16 protein-coding genes are annotated in these 14,196 nt (G+C 61.1%); 8 read left to right on the top strand and 8 right to left on the bottom strand.

Annotation, left to right across the window (positions count from 1 at the left end; all coding sequences use genetic code 11):
* Positions 1-320, bottom strand: a 320-nt coding sequence (locus AC2FNS_RS01885) for a P-II family nitrogen regulator (RefSeq protein ID WP_496803757.1), incomplete at its 3' end; no start/stop codon positions are given.
* Positions 321-489: 169 nt separating this feature from the next.
* On the opposite strand from AC2FNS_RS01885, the gene AC2FNS_RS01880 reads away from it, so the two are divergent.
* The 3 genes from AC2FNS_RS01880 to tig all read left to right on the top strand — a co-directional run bounded on the left by AC2FNS_RS01880 (position 490) and on the right by tig (position 5,013).
* Positions 490-2,067, top strand: a complete 1,578-nt coding sequence (locus AC2FNS_RS01880; RefSeq protein ID WP_496803756.1) for an NAD(P)H-hydrate dehydratase — start codon at positions 490-492, stop codon at positions 2,065-2,067.
* A gap of 308 nt (positions 2,068-2,375) precedes the next feature.
* Positions 2,376-3,497, top strand: a complete 1,122-nt coding sequence (locus AC2FNS_RS01875) for a porin (protein ID WP_496711437.1) — start codon at positions 2,376-2,378, stop codon at positions 3,495-3,497.
* 184 nt (positions 3,498-3,681) lie between these two features.
* Positions 3,682-5,013, top strand: coding sequence for a trigger factor (gene tig / locus AC2FNS_RS01870; RefSeq protein ID WP_496803759.1), 1,332 nt, complete (start codon positions 3,682-3,684; stop codon positions 5,011-5,013).
* A gap of 169 nt (positions 5,014-5,182) precedes the next feature.
* On the opposite strand, the gene AC2FNS_RS01865 is transcribed toward tig, so the two are convergent.
* From AC2FNS_RS01865 to rpsF, 6 genes are all read right to left on the bottom strand, one after another.
* Positions 5,183-6,037, bottom strand: a complete 855-nt coding sequence (locus AC2FNS_RS01865) for an acyl-homoserine-lactone synthase (protein WP_496681309.1) — start codon at positions 6,035-6,037, stop codon at positions 5,183-5,185.
* 97 nt (positions 6,038-6,134) lie between these two features.
* Entirely contained in the window at positions 6,135-6,836 is a 702-nt protein-coding gene (locus AC2FNS_RS01860) for a helix-turn-helix transcriptional regulator (RefSeq protein ID WP_496681312.1), read from the bottom strand.
* 193 nt (positions 6,837-7,029) lie between these two features.
* A complete protein-coding gene (locus AC2FNS_RS01855; RefSeq protein ID WP_496711438.1) occupies positions 7,030-7,551 on the bottom strand; it encodes a transglycosylase SLT domain-containing protein in 522 nt (173 codons plus the stop codon).
* Positions 7,552-7,703: 152 nt separating this feature from the next.
* The gene (gene rplI / locus AC2FNS_RS01850; protein ID WP_496681315.1) at positions 7,704-8,321 is read right to left on the bottom strand and encodes a 50S ribosomal protein L9; all 618 of its coding nucleotides are present in this window, start codon (positions 8,319-8,321) and stop codon (positions 7,704-7,706) included.
* A 12-nt stretch (positions 8,322-8,333) separates the two neighbouring features.
* Positions 8,334-8,561, bottom strand: coding sequence for a 30S ribosomal protein S18 (gene rpsR / locus AC2FNS_RS01845; RefSeq protein ID WP_005982441.1), 228 nt, complete (start codon positions 8,559-8,561; stop codon positions 8,334-8,336).
* A gap of 28 nt (positions 8,562-8,589) precedes the next feature.
* Positions 8,590-8,943 (bottom strand): 30S ribosomal protein S6, encoded by a 354-nt coding sequence (rpsF, locus tag AC2FNS_RS01840; protein ID WP_149774836.1) that lies wholly within the window; start codon positions 8,941-8,943, stop codon positions 8,590-8,592.
* A 283-nt stretch (positions 8,944-9,226) separates the two neighbouring features.
* Between rpsF and AC2FNS_RS01835 the strand changes: the two genes are divergently transcribed.
* On the top strand, positions 9,227-9,745 hold the full coding sequence (locus AC2FNS_RS01835) for a hypothetical protein (RefSeq protein WP_496711439.1): 519 nt from the start codon (positions 9,227-9,229) through the stop codon (positions 9,743-9,745).
* A 128-nt stretch (positions 9,746-9,873) separates the two neighbouring features.
* A complete protein-coding gene (locus AC2FNS_RS01830) occupies positions 9,874-10,446 on the top strand; it encodes a YceI family protein (RefSeq protein WP_496681320.1) in 573 nt (190 codons plus the stop codon).
* Between the two features lie 73 nt (positions 10,447-10,519).
* On the opposite strand, the gene AC2FNS_RS01825 is transcribed toward AC2FNS_RS01830, so the two are convergent.
* The gene (locus AC2FNS_RS01825; protein ID WP_496711440.1) at positions 10,520-11,749 is read right to left on the bottom strand and encodes a cytochrome b/b6 domain-containing protein; all 1,230 of its coding nucleotides are present in this window, start codon (positions 11,747-11,749) and stop codon (positions 10,520-10,522) included.
* 171 nt (positions 11,750-11,920) lie between these two features.
* On the opposite strand from AC2FNS_RS01825, the gene fabD reads away from it, so the two are divergent.
* The 3 genes from fabD to AC2FNS_RS01810 all read left to right on the top strand — a co-directional run bounded on the left by fabD (position 11,921) and on the right by AC2FNS_RS01810 (position 14,082).
* On the top strand, positions 11,921-12,859 hold the full coding sequence (gene fabD / locus AC2FNS_RS01820) for an ACP S-malonyltransferase (RefSeq protein ID WP_496711441.1): 939 nt from the start codon (positions 11,921-11,923) through the stop codon (positions 12,857-12,859).
* Positions 12,860-12,900: 41 nt separating this feature from the next.
* A complete protein-coding gene (fabG, locus tag AC2FNS_RS01815) occupies positions 12,901-13,638 on the top strand; it encodes a 3-oxoacyl-[acyl-carrier-protein] reductase (RefSeq protein WP_496681068.1) in 738 nt (245 codons plus the stop codon).
* A 210-nt stretch (positions 13,639-13,848) separates the two neighbouring features.
* A complete protein-coding gene (locus AC2FNS_RS01810) occupies positions 13,849-14,082 on the top strand; it encodes an acyl carrier protein (protein ID WP_005982462.1) in 234 nt (77 codons plus the stop codon).
* Positions 14,083-14,196: the final 114 nt, after the last annotated feature.

The raw sequence follows: 14,196 nt of genomic DNA, 5'->3' as shown, positions 1-14,196 counted from the left end.
GTTTCTCCGGTGCGGATGCGAATGGCTTGTTCGACGGGCGAGACGAAGATCTTGCCGTCGCCGATCTTGTCGGTCTTGGCGGCCGCGACGATGGCCTCGATGGCGGCATCGACCTGATCGTCTTCCAGAACGACCTCGACCTTCACCTTGGGAAGAAAGTCGACGACGTATTCGGCGCCGCGGTACAGTTCGGTATGCCCTTTCTGACGACCGAACCCCTTGACCTCGATGACGCTGAGGCCCTGCACGCCCACGTCTTGGAGCGCTTCTTTCACTTCATCCAGCTTGAACGGCTTGATGATCGCTTCGATCTTTTTCATTCCGGCTCACCTCGCATGGTTGTCAGAACCGCAGTCACCACGTCTAAGATCACGGGGCAATCCGAATGCGGGTTTGCGAGCCAGCCGGGCGGTGCAAAACGAAGGGCGGTTTAAAAAATGGGCGACTTGCACAAAAAATGGACGAAACTGAATCGGCAGGAGGCATGACATGGCGGAATTGCTGACGGCAGCGCAGATGCGGGCGATCGAGCAAGAGGCAATCGAGTCTGGTCAGGCCACCGGGCTGGATCTGATGGAGACGGCCGGGCGTGGCATTTTCGAGGCGATTTTAGAAGAATGGCCCGATCTTGCCAAAGAACCCCAGCGTGCGGTTGTCCTGTGCGGCCCGGGCAACAATGGCGGCGACGGATTCGTGGTGGCGCGTCTGATGCGGGACTGGGGGTGGGAGGTCGGTGTGTATCTTTTTGGCCAACCTCGAAAACTGCCGCCGGACGCCAAGGTGAATTTTGACAGGTGGACGGCGCTGGGCGGGACCGTTCAGGCCGTCGAGGCCTTTACTGGTCCGCCACCGGAGCGTCCCTCGGTGGTGGTGGATGCCCTGTTCGGAACGGGCTTGTCCCGCAGGCTCGACTCGGCAGTCAAGCAAGTGCTCGGGTTGCTGGGAGTGATGCGTCAGGGGCCTTCTCCGGTTCGGGTGGTCGCGGTGGACATGCCGTCGGGATATTGCGCAGACAGCGGCCGCCCGTTGTTCGAAGCGCACGCCAATTCGGGTGCCGACCTGACGGTGACCTTCGAATGCCCCCGGCTGGGGCATCGGTTGGCCGAAGCGGCGGCCGTCTCGGGCAAGGTGGCGGTCAAGCCGCTGGGGATCCGGCGCCGCGAAGGCGGTGCGCTGTACAACAGCAAGACGCCGATCGCGCGAGACTGCCGAGTGCTGCCGCATCTGCTGACCAAGGCCGGTGCCGGGCACAAATATGCGCATGGTCATGCACTGGTCCTGACTGGTGGCTCCGGCAAGACCGGAGCCGCGCGGCTGGCCGCGCGCGCGGCACTGAGGATCGGGGCGGGGTTGGTGACTCTGGCGGTGCCGCCGTCTGCCCAGTCGGAGGTGGCCGGCCAGATCACCGCGCTGATGTTGCGGCGGGTCGACGGGGCGGCGGGCCTGACCGAGGTTCTGGGGGATGAGCGCCTGAATGCGCTCTGCATCGGGCCGGGGTTGGGGCTTGAGCGTGCGCGCGAACTGGTGCCGGTGGCTCTTGGGGGCGGCGATGTATCGCCTCGGCCGGCAGTACTGGACGCGGATGCGCTGACCGCCTTCGCCGACGCGCCCGAAGCACTGTTCCGCCTTCTTCGCGAGAATTGCGTTCTGACCCCCCATGGTGGCGAGTTCGCGCGCCTGTTCCCGGATCTTGCGGCCCGGCTGGCCGAAATTCCGATCAAGGGGCCGGCCTATTCCAAGGTCGATGCCGTGCGCGACGCTGCAAAGCGTGCGGGTTGCACAGTTCTGTTCAAGGGCGCGGATACGGTCATCGCCGCGTCGGATGGCCGCTGTATCGTCAATTCGGCCCACCACGACCGCGCCGTTCCCTGGCTGGCGACGGCCGGGGCGGGTGATGTGTTGTCGGGGTTCATCGCAGGGCTGCTGGCGCGCGGGTTCTCCGCGCCGACGGCGGCCGAGATCGCCGCCTGGCTGCATGTCGAGTGCGCCCGCAGTTTCGGGCCTGGCCTGATTGCCGAGGATCTGCCCGAACAGCTGCCGGAGGTGCTTAGACTGTTGCAGGTATGAACTCTGGGTGACATTTCCAGTACAAATCACCGGATTTCCGGCGAATTTCTGCCGTCAAGCCTGCGCAATTGCAGAGCCAGTGTTTGCTATATGCATGGCCAAGTGGCAGAATTCATTCGCAGCTTTGATGATGTTGCGAAGTGGAAAAGTTAAAGCATTGAAAAAACTTTGTATCTTGGCGTAATCGCGTCGCAGTGTGTGGCGAAATTGCAATGTCCGGCCATGGTGGGCGGAGGACCACTGGAACCGCAAGGTTCGACTGAACATCTGAGCAGTATCCGAAACCTGAAGCATTCATGGTGAACGACATGACACTTAATCTCAGACTTCCCTCGGCCGCAGCGCTGCTGGCGGCCACCACGGCGATCCCCGCCGCGGCTGAAATGAAATACGAAAACAACTCGGGCGGATATGTCCTTCTGTACGGGCAACTGAGCCCGGCAATCATCTCGGTGGATGATGGTCAGGATACTGACACCCGCCTTCTGGACAACGACCTGTCCAACAGCCGCGTCGGCCTGAGCCTGCTGCAGCCCTTCGGACAGAACGAGTTCACCTTTCGCTTCGAGACCGCGCTGGGTCTGCCGAACTCGACCGAGTGGAACCAGAACGGCACCAATTTCAGCGGCTGGACCCGTGAAGACATCCGCTATGTCGATTTCGGGCTGAAGGGCAGCTGGGGTAAATTCTCGGCCGGTCAGGGCAGCATGGCATCGGACGGGGCGGCGCAAACCGACCTGTCCTATGTGGGGACGGCGCTGTATTCCTATACGGCCGACGAAAACTCGGGCTTCTTCTACCGTGGAACCAACGGGGCCCTGAGTGGCATAACCGTGGGCGATAGCACCAGCAACTTTGACGGCGCGCGCCGCGGCCGCGTGCGGTATGACACCCCTGACTTCAGCGGATTCTCGGCCAGCTTCGCCTATGGCCAAAACATCCTGTCAAGCAGCGATGACGACGACTATTACGACGTGGCGGTGAACTACAACAACACCTTCGCCGGTGGTGTCGAGTTTGCGGCCAGCCTCGCCTATGCCGTGCGCGACTTCGACAATGGGTCGGGCGAGCGCAACGATACCGTGGGGTCGGCCTCGGTGCTGCTGCCCAGCGGGTTCAGCTTTACCGCGGCGGCCGGCAGCCGTGACAACGTCGCAGGCCAGAGCGACCCGAGTTTCTGGTACACCAAGATCGCCTATGAAGGCGACTGGGTGTCCTGGGGCAAGACGGGCGTCGGCATCGACTATTATGATGGGTCGGACTTCGACACTAATGGCTCCAGCACTGAATCCTGGGGCGTCGCCGTGGTCCAGCGGATCGACAGCATCAACACCGATGCCTACCTGAAATACCGCAACCACGATTTCGACGACGGCACATCGTTCGACAAGAACGAAGCCTGGGTTCTGGGCGCGCGCTGGAAGTTCTGATCGCGTCAAACCGTCAATCCAAGCGCCCCGGCCCGGTCCGGGGCGTTTTTTGTAGGGCAGGGCGGCAAATCGGAGCCGAACAGGCACCTTGCCCCTTGCCCTTCGGCGGCTGGGCAAATAGAAGGCGTCAAATTTGCCCGGCGCGCCCGTTTTGCGCGCCCCGAATCCTATGGGGACTACCAGAATGCAGGTTACCGAGACGCTGAACGAAGGTCTGAAACGCGGCTACAACATCGTTGTCACCGCCGCCGAGCTGGACGAGAAGGTCAACGAGAAACTGGCCGAAGCCCAGCCGGAAATCGAGATGAAAGGTTTCCGCAAAGGCAAGGTGCCGATGGCGCTGCTGAAAAAGCAGTTCGGCCAGCGTCTGCTTGGCGAAGCCATGCAAGAGACCATCGACGGCGCCATGAACAAGCATTTCGAGGAGAGCGGCGACCGTCCCGCCCTGCAGCCCCAGGTCAAGATGACCAACGAGGACTGGAAAGAAGGCGACGACGTTCATGTCGAGATGACGTACGAGGCGCTGCCGGAAATCCCCGAGGTTGATCTGAAGTCCGTTAAGCTGGAAAAGCTGGTGGTCAAGGCCGACGACGCCGCCGTGGAAGAGGCTCTGAAGAAACTGGCCGAAACCGCGCAGGATTTCAAAGCTCGCCGCAAGGGCTCGAAGGCGAAAGAGGGCGATCAGGTCGTCATCGATTTTGTTGGCAAGATTGACGGTGAGCCCTTCGAAGGCGGTTCGGCCGAAGACTATCCGCTGGTTCTGGGATCGAACAGCTTCATCCCCGGTTTCGAGGATCAACTGGTCGGCGTGAAGGCCGAAGAGGTGAAGGACGTGACCGTGTCCTTCCCTGAGGAATACGGAGCCGAGCACCTGGCCGGCAAAGAGGCCGTGTTCACCTGCACCGTGAAAGAGGTGAAAGAGCCCGTCGCAGCCGAGATCAACGACGAGCTGGCCCAGAAATTTGGTGCCGAGGATCTGGACGCGCTGAAAAAGCAGATCGCCGAGCGCCTGGAAGCCGAATATGCCGGCGCCTCGCGAGCGGTGATGAAGCGCGCCCTGCTGGACGAGCTGGATAAGATGGTGTCGTTCGATCTGCCGCCGACCCTTGTCGAGGCTGAAGCCAAGCAGATCGCGCACCAGCTGTGGCACGAAGAGAACCCCGACGTCCAGGGCCATGATCACGAAGAGATCGAGCCCACCGAAGAGCACACCAAGCTGGCCGAGCGCCGCGTGCGCTTGGGCCTGCTGCTTGCCGAACTGGGCCAGAAGGCCGAGGTGGAGGTCACCGATGCCGAGATGACCCAGGCGATCATGAACCAGGCCCGCCAGTATCCGGGGCAAGAGCGTCAGTTCTTCGAATTCGTTCAGCAGAATGCTCAGATGCAGCAGCAACTGCGCGCGCCGATCTTCGAAGACAAGGTCGTCGACTATGTGGTCGAATTGGCCGATGTCACCGAGAAGGAGGTCGGCAAGGACGACCTGCAGAAGGCCGTCGAAGCGCTGGAAGAGGAATAACAATCTCCGTCAGCCGGAAACCGATTGACCGGAATGTTTATAGGCCCCCGCGCAGGGGGCCTTTTCTTTTGTCTGCCCCGTGTCAGAAGACCCCCCCAAATAAAAAGCGGAGCCGCCTGGAATGGGGCGGCTCCGCATGGGTGGCTTTTGTTCTTATGAGGTGAGGGGGTCAGGCCTCATGAGCAAAAGCACGGGGGGTCTGAAGGAGAGCTGTTTTCTGTTCGGGCGTGAACTGGTCCGACAGCGCCTCGATAAGGTTCAGCACGGCCTGGCGTTCAGATTCGGTCTTGGCCGCGGCCATCTGTTCGACGAAATAGGTTTCGAGCTCGGACAGGGGTTTGTGATCCCGGTTCGCCGGCGACAATTGCGTTGTCTCGATTCTGTCGAACAGGTCGCGGGCCTGCTGGTCGCTCAGGAACACGTCATGGTCGATTCCCGCGTAGTTCCGGATGGACGTGATCCGCTCTTCCGAGCAATCCATCAGGGCAGCCATGGCTACAACCTTGCCCATCGGTTTGGCTGTTCCGACATAGTCATACGGCGCATTGCCCGAACGTTGCAGCACGCGGTTCATGACCGGGTCGATGACGGCCACTGCGTCCATGACGCCGGCTTCCATCGCGTATTCGAAGGAACCGATCATCACCTCGCTGGTAACATAGGACACTGAGTTCTTGCCCCGTCCGCGACCAAGTTTCTTTGTATCGACACAGAAACGCGTCGCTTCCCACACTTGGGCGCTGCGGATCGGCGGCTCACCATCCAAGATCGAGTTGAACACATCGGCCAGCATATGCGGACCGGTCGTCTGCAAGAGACGCATACAGCCGACAACATCGCCCTCGTCGCTGATGCTGACAACATGGGCAGGATTGAGGTCGTCGAAATGATCGCGTTCCCGGCCATCCTTAATGTTTACTTCCCAGCCCAAGCGATCCCCGAAAACGCGTGCGCGCAGCTTGAACATTTCGTCCAGGACGTCTTTGAATTTGTGCTGGTTGATACCATCAATTACGATGATCATTCCATCCCCCTACAGTCTGGTTACCGTGAAGTTTAGATTAACCAACTTTGGAAACATGACTATTGGGGATTTCCCGTAATTTTCTGCCTTAATTCGGTCAGCCGGGGTAGATCAAGCCCAGGCCGATGGCTCGGCCGATCGCCTGCGCAGTGGTCAGAGCGCCAAGTTTCTCGCGTCCGGACCGCAAGTGGACTTCGACCGTACGATGAGAAATGCACAGAATATCTCCGATATCCTGCTGTGACTTGCCTTCGGCAACCCATTGCAGAATCTCTTTTTCGCGCGAGGACAGAGTTGGCAGGTACAAGGCTTTGGCCAGAACCCCCGATTGCATCACCGTGTCATGCGCCTGAACCGCCGCCATCTGAAGGTCGCCCATGACATGGCGTTTGAGCTTCTTCCATTCCGAATCCGAGCAGTCTTTGGTGACGCTCAGCAGCCCGCACTCGCCGTAAGGACCGCGGACGGGGACGGTCAGGCCTCGGTCGGTGATTCCAAAATCATGTGCATCGCGGAATACCGCATTGAACTTGTCATCGTGGTTGAAACGGCTCCAATCGACCGGCGCGATGCTCAGGGCCGATTGGTACAGAGTGGGATCAAGATGATGATAGCCCTGCGTCCCATAGTGTATCTTCCATTCTTCTGGATAGTTGGCATAGCCTTGCACGTCACCCTTCACGGGATGCGTGGTGGCATAGGACGCATAGTCGAAGCCGAGTTCGTTACAGACAGAATCAATGATGTCGAAGGCCGACCGTTCCCCATGGTCAATCGCGGCCAAGTCGATAAGTTTCACCAGTCCAACCTTTGTTCCGTTGGCATTTTCCCCCGAAATGCCGGTTCTGTCCCTTTAATGTATCGACGTTGCGTCAAGTGTTGAGCAAGACGCAAGCTTTTTGTGCATATCATATTGTCGTTTTGGGTGCCATTGCCAACGGTCGGAGCGAATTTTTTGAAACCGCCGAGCGGGATCGCCGCATTGCGGATCGTCATGATCGGATCGCGCCGTAGCCTGGTGACCCCGATAAGTCGGGACGCAGTCCCGTTTCCACCAGCATGCCGCGCGCCTTGGCCTCGGGGTAGTAGCCCTTGGCATAAAGAAATATGGCCCGATCCATGTCGCCGTCCGACAGCATCCAGGCGCCCCGCAGGTATTTCCCGGCAAACTCGAGATTGGTGTCGGCATCCAGCAACCCCTCGGGCTTGCCCTTGTAACCCATTGATCTTGCAGTCGCAGGCAGGATCTGCAGCAGGCCGTAATACGGTCGGTTCACGGCCCAAGGGCGGTGGGTACTCTCGCGGATTGCCAGTTTGTGCACCAATTCCCGTGGCAGCCCGTAGTGGTCGGCCCACTTGTTGATCGATGCCCTCAATTGGGGTGTTTCGTTCGGGTAGAGCGGCGGATCGAATGTCGCGGTGCGCGATACCACGTCCGGGTTCGGGGTGCCGCACGCAGCCAAAGGCGCAACCATAAGCAATTTCAGAAAACCGCGGCGATATTTGTCGGGCATGGGGCTCTCCTGTCACTTTGCGACCATGATAAGATTGCAACACCGCGCTGCAAGCAGAGGGCAGGGCGTCGGCTGAATGCTGCCCGATCGGCCAGCAAAAGAAAAAGGCCACGCGTCTGCGCGGCCTTTCCCAAAACAGGTTCGTCGAGAACTCAGGCCTTGGCTTCGTCGCCTTCGGCCGGGGCCTCAGCGGCCAGATCTTCATCGTCCGAAGCGGCAGAGCCGATGTCGTCGAACAGTTCGGCGATCTCGAAATCGGCAGCTGCCTCTTCCTCGGCGGCCAGTTCCTGGATCGATTTGCCCGAGGCCTGCAGTTCGGCTTCTTCTTCCGAACGGGCGACGTTCAGCTTGATCTCGACCTCAACCTCGGGGTGCAGGCGCACTGCAACGGTGTGCAGGCCCAGTTCCTTGATCGGGGCAACCAGCGCGACCTGCTTCTTGTCGACGCTGAAACCGGCTGCGGTTGCGGCTTCGGCGGCGTCACGCGGGGTGACCGAGCCGTACAGCGCGCCAGCGTCCGACGCCGAGCGAATCACGATGAACTGCTGACCGTCCAGCTTTTCGGCCAGGGCTTCGGCTTCTTTCTTGGTTTCCAGGTTGCGCGCTTCCAGCTGCGCTTTCTGGGCTTCGAAGGATGCGATGTTGGCTTCCGATGCGCTCAGAGCCTTGCCCTGGGGCAGCAGGTAGTTGCGCGCGTAGCCGGGCTTGACGTCGACGACATCGCCCATCTGACCCAGTTTCGCGACGCGTTCCAGAAGGATAACTTGCATGTCAGTCTCTCCTTACTTCACGGCGTAGGGCAGCAGGGCGAGGAAGCGGGCGCGCTTGATGGCGCGGGCCAGTTCACGCTGCTTCTTGGCCGAAACGGCGGTGATGCGCGACGGAACGATCTTACCGCGCTCGGAAATGTAGCGCTGCAGCAGACGGGTGTCCTTGTAATCGATCTTGGGCGCGTTGTCGCCCGAGAACGGGCAGACCTTGCGGCGGCGGAAAAACGGTTTTGCGGCCATGGTTTGGTGTCCTTTCCTCAGGCGTTGATCAACGGCGCTCGCGGCGGCCTTCGCGCTCGTCGCGCTTCTGCATCTGAACCGACGGGCCTTCTTCGTGTTCATCGACCTTGATGGTCAGAACGCGCATCACGTCGTCATGCAGGCGCATCAGGCGCTCCATTTCCTGAACGGCGCCGGCGGGGGCGTCGGTCTTCAGGAAGGCATAGTGGCCCTTGCGGTTCTTGTTGATCTTGTAGGCCATCGTCTTGACGCCCCAGTACTCGCTGTCGACGAGCTTGCCGCCGTTGTCAGCAAGTACGGTGCCAAAGTGTTCGATCAGGCCCTCGGCCTGCGCGTTGGACAGGTCCTGACGCGCGATCATTACATGCTCATACAGTGGCATGTTCACTCCTGTTTGTATCAAGGCGCATTTCATAGGCGGGGCCAGAAACCTTCGCGACCCTGCCACGAGAGGCTGCGCGATTCATGCGATTTGCGAAGGATGGCTCGGTATACACGTTTCTGGCGGGGGGGCAAGACCTGTCGGGGTTTGCGTCTGGGGCTGCCGTTTTTCCACCCCATTAACACCCCGCCGCCCAATTCCTGACGCTTTTCGAGCCGACTCTTTCGACAAATCCGGCACCCACTGGGGCCACTGAACACGGACATGGACAGGGTAAAAGAAGATGGCGGTCACGAACACCAACACGTTCCAGCAGGCACAGACCGGCAAGGCCTATGAAAAATCGGTGCCGGTGCTGATCACCTTCGCTCCAAACTGGAAGGCGCGGCTGGTGCTGTTTCGCGTGGTCGGCGCAGCGCTGATCATCGCGGCTTTCTCGATGTGGCTGATGCCGGGGTCGATTTCCGGTGCAGAGGTCTGGGGGTTCAAGCTGACCGTCTCGATGCTGTTCCTACTGTTGGGGGTCAGCCTGCTGACGATAGAAGTGCTGGACCCGCGTCCCGACGCCTATTTCGATCCGATCCGTCGCGAAGTGCGGGTTTTGCAAAAAAATGAAAACGGTCGCCCCAAAACCGTTCTGCGCCGGTCCTACGAAAGCCTGGGCGGCGCCCGCTTTGCCGACGACCAGGTCGAACTGTTCGAGGTGGATGGCAGCCTGTTGATGAAGCTGCCCTTGCAATCGGCGGATGTCAGCCGAGCGCTCAAGGGTCAACTGAGCGGAAACGTGACGATTTTCGCCTGAAACTCGGTCTGTTCAAAAAAGAACAGAACTTGTGAGATTTAAATGGATTGTGTGCCGCCCATGGGCGGCACATTTTCTTTGGCAAGCAACCCAGTGGGTTTGCGTTTACATTATTTTTGGAGATCGACATGAAAACCACCCTTCTTGCAGCCGCGCTTGCCGCCACTGCCACCGCTGCCTTCGCCGCGCCCGAGAAATACGTTCTGGACTCCAGCCACAGCCAGGTGATCTTCAGCTACAATCATCTGGGCTTTTCGACCACCACCGGCATGTTCTCGGGCTTTGAGGGCGAGATCATGTTCGACCAGGAAGACCCCGCCGCGTCTAGCGTGACCGTGTCGATGCCGGTCATGTCGATGATCACCGGCTGGAAGCCGCGCGAAGATCACTTCATGTCCGAAGACTTCTTTGCAGCGACCGAGGACGAGATGGTAACTTTCACCTCGACCAGCATTGAGGTGACCGGTGAGACCACCGCCAAGATCACCGGCGACCTGACGTTGAACGGCGTGACCAAGCCGGTTGTTCTGGACGCCAAGCTGAACCAGGTGGGCGAGCACCCGATGGCCGGCAAGCCCTGGGCAGGCTTTGATGCGACCACGACACTGGTGCGCAGCGACTTCGGCTTGGGAAAGTTCGCGCCGTTCGTCAGTGATGAAGTTGCAATCCAGATTTCGATCGAGGCGCAGAAGGCCGACTGATCCGTTCCAGGATGTGAAAGAGAAAACCGCCGGCGGCCTGCGCCTCGGCGGTTTTTTCATGCACGTGGCGCGCTTATTCTGCGCTGCGCGTAGAGGTCAGATTGACCGCGACGGTAACGCCAAAGGCCAGCGAATCCTCCTGTGGCAGGGTCTCGCCAATGCCGAAATCCAGCCGATTCAGATCGACCGAGCCTGACATCCGCGCTGTGTCGCCCTGCAGGTCGAGGGCGAAGGGCAGCACGATGTCGACGGACTGGCCGCGGATGGTCAAAGGGCCACGCGCCTCGTAGCCGGTCTCGGTCTTGACCAGATCGGCCTGGAACCGGGCGGTGGGAAATTGGGCAGCGTCGAAGAAATCGGGGGCCATGGCCTGATCTGTCACGCTGCCCAGGCTCAGCGAGCCGATCGACACCGTCACGTCCGCGGTCCCCGCCGGCCCCGGCGCACCAGGGTCGTCGAAGTTGATGGCGGCCGTCCAATCGGCAAACCGGCCGGTCACCGGGTTGCCCAACTGGGTGATCGTGATCGCCAATTCGCCGTCCTGCACCTGCCAGTCCGATTGAACCTCTGCCAATTCTGTAGAGCCAGCATCGGCCTGAGTCCCGGCGCCAAGCATCCCGGTCGCCCAGCCGCCCGCCAGTACCGCGACCCAGACGACCGCTGCCGCAGCTGCCGGCGCCGCAGAATGTGTCTGGTCAGGCGGGGTCGGCGCGTCGGACCGCCCCGGCAGCATCCGGCGCAGGGTCGAATCCTTATCGATGACGTGGTGCTTGAGCGCTCCCGCCACGTGCAGAAACACGGCGACCACCAGCACCAGCATGAACAGCCAATGCAGCGCGGCCATCAATTCGGCGAGGTGCGGAGATTTCGGCACCAGCGGCAGGTTCTGTCCGAATGGCCACAGGATGGGCGCAAAGCCCTCGGTCGCGGCATGGTCGATCCAGCCCGACAGCGGAACCAGCACCAAAGACCCGTACAGCAGCCAATGCACCGCATCGGCGGCGAAGGCCTCGGGCTTGTTGTCGGCGTTCAGCAGACCCGGCTTGGGTTGGCTGAGCGCCCACAGGATGCGCGCCAGTGCCACGAAGAACACCGTGATCCCGACGGTCTTGTGCAGCGAAAACAGGCGGGCGGCGCGGGCGATGTCGGCCTCGGACGAGGGGATCGCCGGGTCTGAGATCGCATGTGCCAGGTCATTGGCGATCCAGCCGAGCGGTAGCGCGGTAAAGATCAGCAGGGCTGTCACCCAGTGAAAGGTCTTGGTCACGCTGCCATAGCTAGCAGGGGTGTTGGTCAGGGGCATGGGTGGTACGCTCCGGAATTGGCTTCTGCGCCAAGGTAGCGGCCCCGCGGGGCGACACAATAGCGTGCTGCGCACAGACAGGGTGCCATAATGCAGAGTGCAGGCAAAGCTTGTGCCAGACCGCCACTCGGTTTACACCCCGCGCAACCTGACGTCATCCAAGAGGTCGCAATGACAATCGCGTTTGTTTTTCCGGGGCAGGGCGCCCAGACCATCGGCATGGGCAAGGCGCTGGCCGATACCTATCCCGCCGCCAAAGCCGTGTTCGACGAGGTGGACGAGGCGCTGGGCGAGAAGCTGAGTACCCTGATCTGGGAGGGCGACATCGAAACCCTGACCCTGACGCAGAACGCGCAGCCGGCGCTGATGGCCACGTCGATTGCGGCGATACGCGCGCTGGAGTCCGAGGGCGTTCAGGTCACTCGGGCGGCTTTCGTCGCGGGCCATTCCTTGGGTGAATATTCGGCTCTGGCTGCGGCCGGCGCGCTCAGCGTGGCCGACACGGCTCGCCTGTTGCGCACCCGCGGTCAGGCCATGCAAAGCGCCGTGCCGGTGGGCGAGGGCGCGATGGCTGCGATCTTGGGGCTGGACCTGGATGCGGTGCGTGCCGTGGCCGAGGAAGCGGCACAGGGCGACGTGTGCCAAGCCGCCAACGACAACGATCCCACGCAGGTCGTGGTGTCGGGGGCGAAGGCTGCCGTCGAACGCGCGGCCGAGATCGCGAAGGCAAAGGGCGCCAAGCGCGCCGTGATGCTGCCGGTCAGCGCCCCGTTCCATTGCGCCCTAATGCAGCCCGCCGCCGAAGTGATGGCCGAAGCGCTGGCAAGCGTCGAAATCAAGGCGCCGGCTGTTCCTCTGGTGGCCAATGTCCGCGCCGAGGCGGTGACCGATCCCGACCTGATCCGTCAATTGCTGGTCGAACAGGTCACCGGTTCGGTCCGCTGGCGCGAATCCGTTCAGTACATGGTGGCCCAGGGCGTGACCGAAGCTTGGGAGATAGGCGCGGGCAAGGCGCTGTCGGGCATGATCCGCAAGATCGATCGGGCCGTGGCCTGCACCGCCGTTGGCACGCCGGAAGACGTTCAAAAAGCGCTGCAGGCAGGCGAATAACCTAAAGTTGGTCCGACAGGACACTCGAAAAGGATGCAGGTATGTTTGATTTGACTGGAAAATGCGCCCTGATCACCGGGGCTTCGGGCGGGATCGGGGGCGAGATCGCACGCACCTTGCACGCCGCAGGGGCCACTGTGGGCCTGTCGGGCACGCGCGTAGAGCCGCTGCAGAAACTGGCGGATGAACTGGGCGAGCGTGCTCATGTCCTGCCGTGCAACCTGGGTGACGCCGAGGCCGTGGCCGCGCTGCCGAAGCAGGCCGCCGAGGCCATGGGGTCCGTTGATATTCTGGTCAACAACGCAGGGATAACCCGCGACAACATTTTCATGCGCATGTCTGATGAGGAATGGCAGAGCGTGATCGACGTGAACCTGACCGCGACCGCCAAGCTGTGCAAAGGCGTTCTGCGGGGCATGATGAAGGCGCGTTGGGGGCGCATCATCAACATCTCGTCCGTTGTCGGTGCAACCGGCAACCCGGGTCAGGTGAACTATGCCGCGTCCAAGGCGGGCATGGTCGGCATGACCAAGTCGCTGGCCTACGAGGTCGCAAGCCGGGGCATAACAGCAAATGCGGTTGCGCCGGGTTTCATCACGACCGCGATGACCGAAAAGCTGACCGACGACCAGAAGGCCGGCATCCTGGCGCAGGTGCCCGCCGGTCGGATGGGCGAACCGTCGGAAATCGCGGCGGCCGTGCTGTATCTGGCAAGCCCCGAGGCGGGCTATGTGACCGGAACCACCTTGCATGTGAACGGCGGCATGGCCATGTTGTAGGCGCATCGCGGGGCAGGTGCGAAAGCGTTTGCCTCTTGCGTCGTCTGTGCTATAGGCGGCGCATGTAATTAGGGGCCGGGCGTTCAGGTCGGCCTTCTACTTTCCCGGAGACCCGGGACCCAAACCGCCCGGATCGGGCAAATCAAGGCCACCCCGAGCGGGCAAGGGCAGAACCGGGCAGACCGCCCTGAAATGGAATGAGGAATAGACATGAGCGACGTCGCAGATCGCGTTAAAAAGATCGTTGTTGAGCACCTGGGTGTTGAAGAGGACAAAGTCACCGAGAACGCGTCCTTCATCGACGATCTGGGCGCGGACAGCCTGGACACCGTTGAACTGGTCATGGCTTTCGAAGAAGAGTTCGGCATCGAGATCCCCGATGATGCAGCCGAAACCATCCAGACCTTCGGCGACGCCGTGAAGTTCATCAGCGAAGCTTCCTGATCGCTTTGAATTATTGGGAAAACGGCGCTTCCGGGCAACGGAGGCGCCGTTTTTCTTTGCGCCGGCCATTTCCGGCTTGCCTCGCACGGCCAGGATTTGCTCTGCTCTGGATGT

It is taken from the genome of Ruegeria sp. BHSA191, assembly GCF_059613325.1.
This window is presented reverse-complemented; position numbering and strand designations above follow the sequence as displayed.

Excerpts from the sequence above, each read along its gene's own strand:
- AC2FNS_RS01825 (WP_496711440.1), bottom strand. The coding sequence starts at position 11,749 with ATGCCCCTGACCAACACCCCTGCTAGCTATGGCAGCGTGACCAAGACC.
- AC2FNS_RS01855 (WP_496711438.1), bottom strand. The coding sequence starts at position 7,551 with ATGCCCGACAAATATCGCCGCGGTTTTCTGAAATTGCTTATGGTTGCG.
- AC2FNS_RS01880 (WP_496803756.1), top strand. The coding sequence starts at position 490 with ATGGCGGAATTGCTGACGGCAGCGCAGATGCGGGCGATCGAGCAAGAG.
- AC2FNS_RS01830 (WP_496681320.1), top strand. The coding sequence starts at position 9,874 with ATGAAAACCACCCTTCTTGCAGCCGCGCTTGCCGCCACTGCCACCGCT.
- rpsF (WP_149774836.1), bottom strand. The coding sequence starts at position 8,943 with ATGCCACTGTATGAGCATGTAATGATCGCGCGTCAGGACCTGTCCAAC.
- fabG (WP_496681068.1), top strand. The coding sequence starts at position 12,901 with ATGTTTGATTTGACTGGAAAATGCGCCCTGATCACCGGGGCTTCGGGC.
- AC2FNS_RS01835 (WP_496711439.1), top strand. The coding sequence starts at position 9,227 with ATGGCGGTCACGAACACCAACACGTTCCAGCAGGCACAGACCGGCAAG.
- rpsR (WP_005982441.1), bottom strand. The coding sequence starts at position 8,561 with ATGGCCGCAAAACCGTTTTTCCGCCGCCGCAAGGTCTGCCCGTTCTCG.
- AC2FNS_RS01875 (WP_496711437.1), top strand. The coding sequence starts at position 2,376 with ATGACACTTAATCTCAGACTTCCCTCGGCCGCAGCGCTGCTGGCGGCC.
- AC2FNS_RS01865 (WP_496681309.1), bottom strand. The coding sequence starts at position 6,037 with ATGATCATCGTAATTGATGGTATCAACCAGCACAAATTCAAAGACGTC.
- rplI (WP_496681315.1), bottom strand. The coding sequence starts at position 8,321 with ATGCAAGTTATCCTTCTGGAACGCGTCGCGAAACTGGGTCAGATGGGC.
- tig (WP_496803759.1), top strand. The coding sequence starts at position 3,682 with ATGCAGGTTACCGAGACGCTGAACGAAGGTCTGAAACGCGGCTACAAC.
- fabD (WP_496711441.1), top strand. The coding sequence starts at position 11,921 with ATGACAATCGCGTTTGTTTTTCCGGGGCAGGGCGCCCAGACCATCGGC.
- AC2FNS_RS01810 (WP_005982462.1), top strand. The coding sequence starts at position 13,849 with ATGAGCGACGTCGCAGATCGCGTTAAAAAGATCGTTGTTGAGCACCTG.